The organism is Nonomuraea sp. JJY05, from assembly GCF_043496855.1.
GTDB lineage: Bacteria > Actinomycetota > Actinomycetes > Streptosporangiales > Streptosporangiaceae > Nonomuraea.
In genome coordinates, this window is record NZ_JBIEIS010000056.1 from 72,963 (window position 1) to 79,665 (window position 6,703).

Consider the following 6,703-nt stretch of genomic DNA (forward strand, 5'->3'; position numbering starts at 1 on the left):
GGACCGTTGACCGAGACCCCGTACGAAGAGGTCACCCGGCTGGCCTTCGCCGAGGAGGTCGCCAGGACTTTCCAGGTGGAGCAGCCCGACCCGCACACGATCCTCCTGCGCGGAGCCTGCCCGCGCTGCCGTCACGTGATGGACTACAGGATCACCGAACAGGTCGTACGCCGGCGCGTCCGCCTCGACCGCTCCGGCGGTGAGCCGGAGACCGCAGAAGAGACGATGTTGTGCACGTGCGGCGCCGACCACCCCGACCGGCCGGACGGCAACGTGGGCTGCGGGGCGTACTGGAACCTGAAGATCTCCGAGTCATGATCCGCCTGTCGCCGGGCGGCAAGCCCACCGTCTCCGGCCATCGGACCGCACAGGCCGTCCAGCGCCTGCTCCGCGACGAGTTGCCGCGGGTCCGGGCCGCCGCGACCGCCTGGCGTAACGGCCTGGCGGGACTGCTCGCCGGTCTGCTCGGCTTCAGCCTGATCAAGGGCAGGTCCGACGTGAGCAGGCTGGCCCCGCCATGGGACGTCGTGGTCGGCGGCCTGCTGCTGGCGGCGCTCCTGGCCGGCGCGGTCGGCGCGTTCATGCTGCTCTGGGCGGCGCACGGCCGGCCCGCCGCCGTCGAGCGGCGGAAGCTGAAGGCCGGGGACGATCACGACGAGGCCATGCGGGCGCGGCGTGCCCTCGACCGGGGCATCGTGCTGACTCTCCTGTGCACGGCGCTGCTCGTCGCCGCGGTGGGAGTGACCTGGTACGGCCCCGCGAAGGACGCGCCGAGGCTCCAGGTGACGACGCCCGACGGGGACGTGTGCGGCTCGATCGTACGCATGGCGCGAGGCACGCTGACGCTGAAGACCGCCGGCGGAGAGACGGGCGTCGAACTGGCCACGGCGACCGGAATCCGCGCGGTAGAGACGTGCCCGACCGGCTGATCCTGGCCGCCTCACCCTCCTGCGGGAGCGGGGGCGTCCAGCTCGGCGCGGATCGCCTCCAGCCTGGCGGCGATCTCAGGTGCGGCCTCGCCTAGCGCGGCCAGGTCCGTCCAGGTGTCCAGGCGCTGTGCCCACAACACGCCTCTCGCCTGTTCCAGCAGCTCTCCCGCCTGCTCCACCCGGCCGGCGAGAAGCGCGGCCGCGGCCGCGTCATTGCCGAGGCCCGCGAACTGCCTCAGGTGATGCTCGCCGTCCATCCGCTGCAGGCCGCGCCATACGGCGCGGGGCAGCAGCTCCACCGCTGTGGCGAATCCTTCCGCCGCCGTCGCCCAGGCTCCCGCGAGCGCCGCCGCGATGCCCCACCCCTGCGCCGCCTGCACTCGCGTGGACGGCGGTGCCGCCGCCATCCCGGCGGCCTCGCGGCACATCTCCGCCGCCTCCTCCAGGTCGCCGGGCCCCTGCCGATCGAGCAGAAGAGTGGCGACCTGGTACAGGTAGGTGGCCCGGTCGGGGACACCTTGAGCGGTCAGGGACAGCGCCTCTCGCCCCGCCGCTACGGCCTCGTCCAGATCGGCGGCCAGCCCGGTCCTGTCGTACCGTAACTGCAGTGCCTGGCACAGGATGACGAGGTACGCGCCGCGGTAGGTGTCGTCACCGGAGGCCGCCTCCCTGGCCAGCCGCAACGCCTCGTCGAGGTCGTCCGGCGCCCCCGTGGCCGCGTGCCGCGCCCGCAGGATGTTGCTCAGGTTGGACAGATACCAGGACCTGGCGGGGTCACTGACGGAGACCGCTGCCACCGCGCGGGCACCGTGCTCCGCGGCCTCGTCCAGGTCGGCCACCTGCCCGGTGTTGTGGAACCGGATCACCAGCGCCTGGGTGAGCGTGGACAGGTAACCGGCCCTGGTGAGGTCGTTCAGCAGCGGCGAAACCGCCGCCCGCCTGCCTGCCTCGACGGCCCCGTTCAGATCTTCCAGCGACCCGGCCAGGATGAAACGGGCGAGCAGCAGCGCACCGAGGAGGCTCACCCGCCTGGCCAGCTCGGGATCGTCGGCGGGCGTGAGCGCGACCGCCGACCGTACGGCGGTCAGCGCCTCGTCGAGGTCGCTCAGCATCCCTGAGGCGCGGAACCGGAAGTGCAGGGCTCCGGCCAGATTGGACAACCGTCTTGCCCGATCGGGATGGTCGTGGGCGGTGACGAGCACGGACCGTCGTCCTGTCTCCACTGCCTCGTCCAGGTCCACCGCCGCACCGGTGTGCCAGAACAGGAACTGCGCCAGCCCGCAGAGACCGGTCAGATAAAGGCCGAGGTCGGGGTGGTCCGCCCCGGTGACGGCCACCGCCCGCCTCGCGTGATCCAGCGCCTCGTCCAGGTCCGCCCTGTCGCCGTCGTGGGCGAACCGCAGCTGCAGGCTGCCGGCGAGGTTCGACAGGTACATGCCGAGCGCGGGATGCCCCGGCTGGATCAGGTCCAGCGCCCGGCGCCCGGCGTTCACCGCCTCCTCCAGATAGGGAGTCTTCAGCGTCAGGAGGTAGCGCTGCTGCGACACTCCGCCCAGGTCCGACAGGCGCTGGGCGAGTTCCGGATCGCCGGCCTCGGTGACCTCCACCGCCCGTCGGCCGATCTCGGCGGCCTCCTCCAGATCGGCGGGATCATGAAATCTTCCGTACCTGGCCAGAAGGGCGCCGCTCAGATTGCTCAGGCAGCCCCCGAGCACGGGGTCGTCGGGCTCGACGATGCTCCCCGCCCGCCGCCCGGCGTCCATCGCCGCGTCGAGATCCTCCGGATCGCCCAGCCGGGCGTAGCGCAGCCGCAACGCGTTACACAGGTTGGACAGATCCAGGGGATCGGGTTCCTTGGCCACGACCAGCCGGCCCGTGTCAACGGCCTCGTCCAGATCGTCTACGTCACCCGTCCGGCTGTAGCGCAGCTGCAGGGCCACCGCGAGGTTGCCCAGGCACTTCGCCCGCTCGGGATGCCCGTCGGGAAGGACCGAACGTGCTTCCCGCAGCAGGGCCACGGCCTGGTCGATTTCCGCCGGGTCAGGCATCCCGTGCAGGATGTCCGATGCTCGCTCGACCGCCCGGACAGCGTCCTCTTCGAGAGACATGTCCTCAGAGTGCCAGGCGATGGCTCTCGGGTCAGATATTCCGGCGGCTCGCCGTCAGCGTGGCACTCCAGTGGACCCGGCGATCGGCAGCCGAGCCGTCATGTTCAGCCGTACCTCGCCGTAGGGGCGCACGTGCTGCCAGGACAGCGGGGGCAGGCCGCGCCGGTCGGCCGGGGTGAGCAGGGCCGCCCAATGCGGTTCGGCCAGAACGTCCTGCAGCATGAGCGTGTTGACGTAGACCAGGGCGGCTTGCAGGTGACACGTTCGTTAACGGCACCCCGCTATGGCCGCGTCGACCTCCTCTGTATTGATGAGCTCGGCTACATGGAGCTCGACCGCCATGGAGCCGAACTGCTATTCCAAGTTCTCACCGAAAGGGAGGAGACCAATAGTGTCGCGATCGCCTCAAATGAGTCGTTTTCGGGCCGGACTAAGACCTTCACCGAGCCGCGACTCTGCGCGGCCATCGCCGACCGGCTGACGTGCGGCGGCAACATCATCGAGACCGGCACCGAATCCTACCGGCTAGCCCAAACTCGTGCCCGCGCAGAAGCCAGCGCCTCCAGCCAGTAGAGCGCGCATCACTCCCCGGGAAGAAGAAAGAGCCTGGCCTGCTGTTCGGCATAGGGGATCGTCTCGGCGGTCAGGATCGGGTGTAGCCACCACAGATTGGCAGCTGTGACCAGGGTGATTACACCGAGTGCCACGGCGGCTCGCTCTGGGAACATGAGCGTGACGGTGAGCACCATGAACGGGAGGATCGGGGCCGTGTAGAACAGGTACATGGTCCGGTTGTTGGCGAGGGCGAAGTAAATCCAGGGGAGCCACCCTGCCACGTAGCCGAGCAGTGCCACGCCGAGCCGCCAGTCGCGGGTGCGGAACGCGAGCACCCAGAACATCAGGAAGATGTCCAGCAGGGCGGTCCGGGAGAGCGTCAGGTGCATGCCGTCCAGACAGAGCAGCAGTCCGGCCAGGCAGCCCAGCAGCATGGACCCCGTCATCCGCCGTACCAGTCTGATCATGATCAGGATCGACAGGGTGCCTGCTACGGCGGCGGAGAAACGCCAGCCGAAGGAGTTCATGCCGAACAGCCACTCCCCGGCCGCGATCATCCAATTGCCGAGCGGGGATGGGAGGCTTGCATGGCACAATCCACGACCACCGGGCATGACTGCCACATGTCGATGCCGTTCGGCCTCATGCCTGCTTGCGGCAGACGCTCGACTCCGAACGTGATCATCGCGTAGCCGTTCACGGCGTACTCGGTCTCGTCGAAGGCGAGGCTCCTCGGAACGTCCAGGCGGGGGAAGCGGAGGAGCGCGCCGAGCAGCGTCACAAGCAGCGGGCCTCCCCAGTCTCCTAGCCGCCTGGGGCCTAAGCGGACAAGATCACGCACCCCGGCAGCTTATCCCTGACCTCTCTAACCCACCCGCGCCCTCGAGCTTCTTCGCCGCCCAAGGCATCTTTCTACTGCCGTCCTGGCCGTTCCTGCCGCAAGGGGGAAACATCAAGATCGTCTACGGTGCGCCGGTTGGTGGGACGCAACACCAGCCGATCCGACGGCTCCGGCGGCGCCTGAGGTGGTGCCGAAACTCGCGTTCAGATCATGGCCGGGTGATCGTTAAGTGGTGGTCCCCGGCGAGAGTGTCGAAGCCACTCTCGCTTATCAGCCGTGTGCGCTCAACCACATGCGCCTGAGCAGGGAGCGGAGAGCGTGGGATTCGAATCCACGGAACCTGGAGGATCACAGCCTTGGCAGGGCCGCGCTCCAGACGGTTGTGTTCAAGATGTTCCTCGATTCTCCTGTGCTTCGCCTGGCTGTGAACGGCCCGCACCTTCGTGTGCCCCGAGTCGGCCGGGACACTCCTGGGCGCGGCACCAGGTGAGGGGGAAGAGCGTGCGGCTCGCCTTCCCCCTCGACCGCCGGAGCCGTCAGCTCCAGGTGACGCCCGTGCGGTCGCGGTGGTCAGGCGGCCTTGCCGCGGGCGATGTAGAGCTTCATGTCGGTGAAGTCGACGGTGATGTTATAGGGCTTCCAGAAGCAGTGGGAGAACCAGCCCATCGTGTCGACCCCATCCCCATAGGGCCAGGGCACGTTGACCTGTGCGTTCGGGTTCGTATAGCAATAGACCTCCTTGGCGACGGCGCCGCCGACGCGGATCTCCTTCGGGTAGCAGGGGTAGGCGACGGCTGGGTGACTTTGGGCAAATGTCCCGATCTGGCGGTCGTAGTCGACGCGGACCCCCAGCTGCTCGGCCGTTTCCCCGGCCATGCCCGCGGCGATCTCGCCGACGCCACCGAAGTTCACGCCCACCATCCCTGTACGGGAGCCGGTGGCGCCGGCGAAGCTGCCCGTGGTGCCCAGATATTGCTCACGGTGCAACCACAGCGGCAGCGGCTTGGCGCCCGCCCGGGCGGCGGCGCGTGCCTTGCCGGCCGCCTCGGGGGTGCGGCGGCGCAGGATCAGCTGCCGGCCCGCGTAGTCGAAGGTGGTCAGCAAGTGGTAGAAGACCCACGTGCCGATCAGGCCGTCGCTGTCGGTGTCGACATCGTCGCCCGACTCCGTCGCCGACCAGCTCACGGGGACGTTGCGCAGTTCGAGGCCGCCGAGCTTGAAGGAGTCCAGCATCCCGTAGTACGCCCAGATGACGCTGTCCTCGAAGTCGATCTTCTGGCTGGCGACGGGGCTCAGCCCGGCCTCCTTGGCCACCGACGCGCGCATGCTCAGATACGGGGCGCCGGTGTAGAACACGAAGCGCTTCGCCGGGCCGCCGTTGACCGAGGCCTCCACCAGCGGCTCCGGGTCCATCTGCTTGATTTCCACCTGCCCTAGGTCGCCGTGGATCTGATACGCCTCGCCGCGGACTGCCGCGAACCATTTGGCGTAGGCGTCCTCGCCGGCCGCCTGCCAGCGTGGTGCGGCGAGGGAGTATTTGTCCTGCCGGATGTAGCAGTCGCCCAGGTAGTAGTTGGTTTCCTTGTCCTCGGGCGCCAGTTTGAGGGCCATGTTGAGGTACTTTTCAGCGTCGGGGAACTTGTTGCCCAGCAGCCCGATATAGCCGCGCCGGCGGGCCGCGTGCAGGTTCGCAGGGTCTTTCTTCAGGATCTCCTCATACGCCCGGCCGGCCTGCTCGAACTTGCCCGCCTTGTACAACGCGTCCGCGTCATCGCTGCCGGCCTGCGCTGCGGCCGCCTTGCCCAGCAATGGCGTGGTCGCGGCGGCACCGGCCACCATGGCCGCGCTCCGCAACAGCGAACGCCGGTCCCATCCTTGGTCATCAGTCACGACTTCTCCTTTTCGTGATCATCTATCGAGGCCGGGGCTCGTGCTCCGGCACGGACCGCTGCGGTACGGGCCCGCACAACGGGAGCCATGCGGGCCCGTGGTCCGGGTCAGCCGGTGTAGTTCGGCATCGTGGGGATGGCCTTGCCGGGCGGCTTGGCGGTCGGCGAGTTGTCGCCAGGGTGGCTCGGGCTCAGGTGCCCCGGTGAGGAGGTCGGCTTGGGCGTGGTGGCCTCGGCGGCGGCCAGACCCGTGAAGGTCAGACCCGTGAAGGTCAGACCCGTGAAGGTCAGAGCGGTGCAGGCCAGGCCGGTGCCCAGCGTGACGGCTGCCGTGAGGGACTTCAGTCGCATCGGTGGTCCTTTCGTTGTTGCTTCATTCCT

At 68.8% G+C, this 6,703-nt stretch carries 9 protein-coding genes; 3 read left to right on the forward strand and 6 right to left on the reverse strand.

Annotated features, from left to right (window positions below; translation table 11 throughout):
- The first annotated feature begins 6 nt into the window (after positions 1 to 6).
- Both ACFKCF_RS53050 and ACFKCF_RS53055 read left to right on the forward strand, forming a co-directional pair.
- Entirely contained in the window at positions 7 to 318 is a 312-nt protein-coding gene (locus ACFKCF_RS53050) for a hypothetical protein (protein ID WP_394503956.1), read from the forward strand.
- Entirely contained in the window at positions 315 to 929 is a 615-nt protein-coding gene (locus tag ACFKCF_RS53055) for a hypothetical protein (RefSeq protein WP_358112298.1), read from the forward strand. Before ACFKCF_RS53050 ends, ACFKCF_RS53055 begins: the two co-directional genes overlap by 4 nt.
- Before the next feature lie 11 nt (positions 930 to 940).
- Here ACFKCF_RS53055 and ACFKCF_RS53060 read toward each other — a convergent pair whose 3' ends face one another.
- Positions 941 to 3,037 (reverse strand): hypothetical protein, encoded by a 2,097-nt coding sequence (locus ACFKCF_RS53060; protein ID WP_394503958.1) that lies wholly within the window; start codon positions 3,035 to 3,037, stop codon positions 941 to 943.
- A 54-nt stretch (positions 3,038 to 3,091) separates the two neighbouring features.
- A complete protein-coding gene (locus ACFKCF_RS53065) occupies positions 3,092 to 3,259 on the reverse strand; it encodes a hypothetical protein (protein ID WP_394503959.1) in 168 nt (55 codons plus the stop codon).
- Positions 3,260 to 3,292: 33 nt separating this feature from the next.
- Here ACFKCF_RS53065 and ACFKCF_RS53070 point away from each other — a divergent pair, with 33 nt between their 5' ends.
- On the forward strand, positions 3,293 to 3,610 hold the full coding sequence (locus tag ACFKCF_RS53070) for an ATP-binding protein (protein WP_394503976.1): 318 nt from the start codon (positions 3,293 to 3,295) through the stop codon (positions 3,608 to 3,610).
- An 8-nt stretch (positions 3,611 to 3,618) separates the two neighbouring features.
- On the opposite strand, the gene ACFKCF_RS53075 is transcribed toward ACFKCF_RS53070, so the two are convergent.
- The 4 genes from ACFKCF_RS53075 to ACFKCF_RS53090 all read right to left on the reverse strand — a co-directional run bounded on the left by ACFKCF_RS53075 (position 3,619) and on the right by ACFKCF_RS53090 (position 6,673).
- Entirely contained in the window at positions 3,619 to 4,149 is a 531-nt protein-coding gene (locus ACFKCF_RS53075; RefSeq protein WP_394503961.1) for a phospholipid carrier-dependent glycosyltransferase, read from the reverse strand.
- A complete protein-coding gene (locus ACFKCF_RS53080) occupies positions 4,146 to 4,373 on the reverse strand; it encodes a hypothetical protein (protein WP_394503963.1) in 228 nt (75 codons plus the stop codon). The genes ACFKCF_RS53075 and ACFKCF_RS53080 overlap by 4 nt, the downstream gene beginning before the upstream one ends.
- Before the next feature lie 630 nt (positions 4,374 to 5,003).
- Positions 5,004 to 6,323 carry a tetratricopeptide repeat protein gene (locus ACFKCF_RS53085; protein WP_394503965.1) on the reverse strand — a complete coding sequence of 440 codons (1,320 nt, stop codon included), beginning with the start codon at positions 6,321 to 6,323 and terminating at the stop codon, positions 5,004 to 5,006.
- 107 nt (positions 6,324 to 6,430) lie between these two features.
- Entirely contained in the window at positions 6,431 to 6,673 is a 243-nt protein-coding gene (locus ACFKCF_RS53090; protein WP_394503966.1) for a hypothetical protein, read from the reverse strand.
- Positions 6,674 to 6,703: the final 30 nt, after the last annotated feature.

Excerpts from the sequence above, each read along its gene's own strand:
- ACFKCF_RS53055 (WP_358112298.1), top strand. The coding sequence starts at position 315 with ATGATCCGCCTGTCGCCGGGCGGCAAGCCCACCGTCTCCGGCCATCGG.
- ACFKCF_RS53060 (WP_394503958.1), bottom strand. The coding sequence starts at position 3,037 with ATGTCTCTCGAAGAGGACGCTGTCCGGGCGGTCGAGCGAGCATCGGAC.
- ACFKCF_RS53065 (WP_394503959.1), bottom strand. The coding sequence starts at position 3,259 with ATGCTGCAGGACGTTCTGGCCGAACCGCATTGGGCGGCCCTGCTCACC.
- ACFKCF_RS53075 (WP_394503961.1), bottom strand. The coding sequence starts at position 4,149 with ATGATCGCGGCCGGGGAGTGGCTGTTCGGCATGAACTCCTTCGGCTGG.
- ACFKCF_RS53090 (WP_394503966.1), bottom strand. The coding sequence starts at position 6,673 with ATGCGACTGAAGTCCCTCACGGCAGCCGTCACGCTGGGCACCGGCCTG.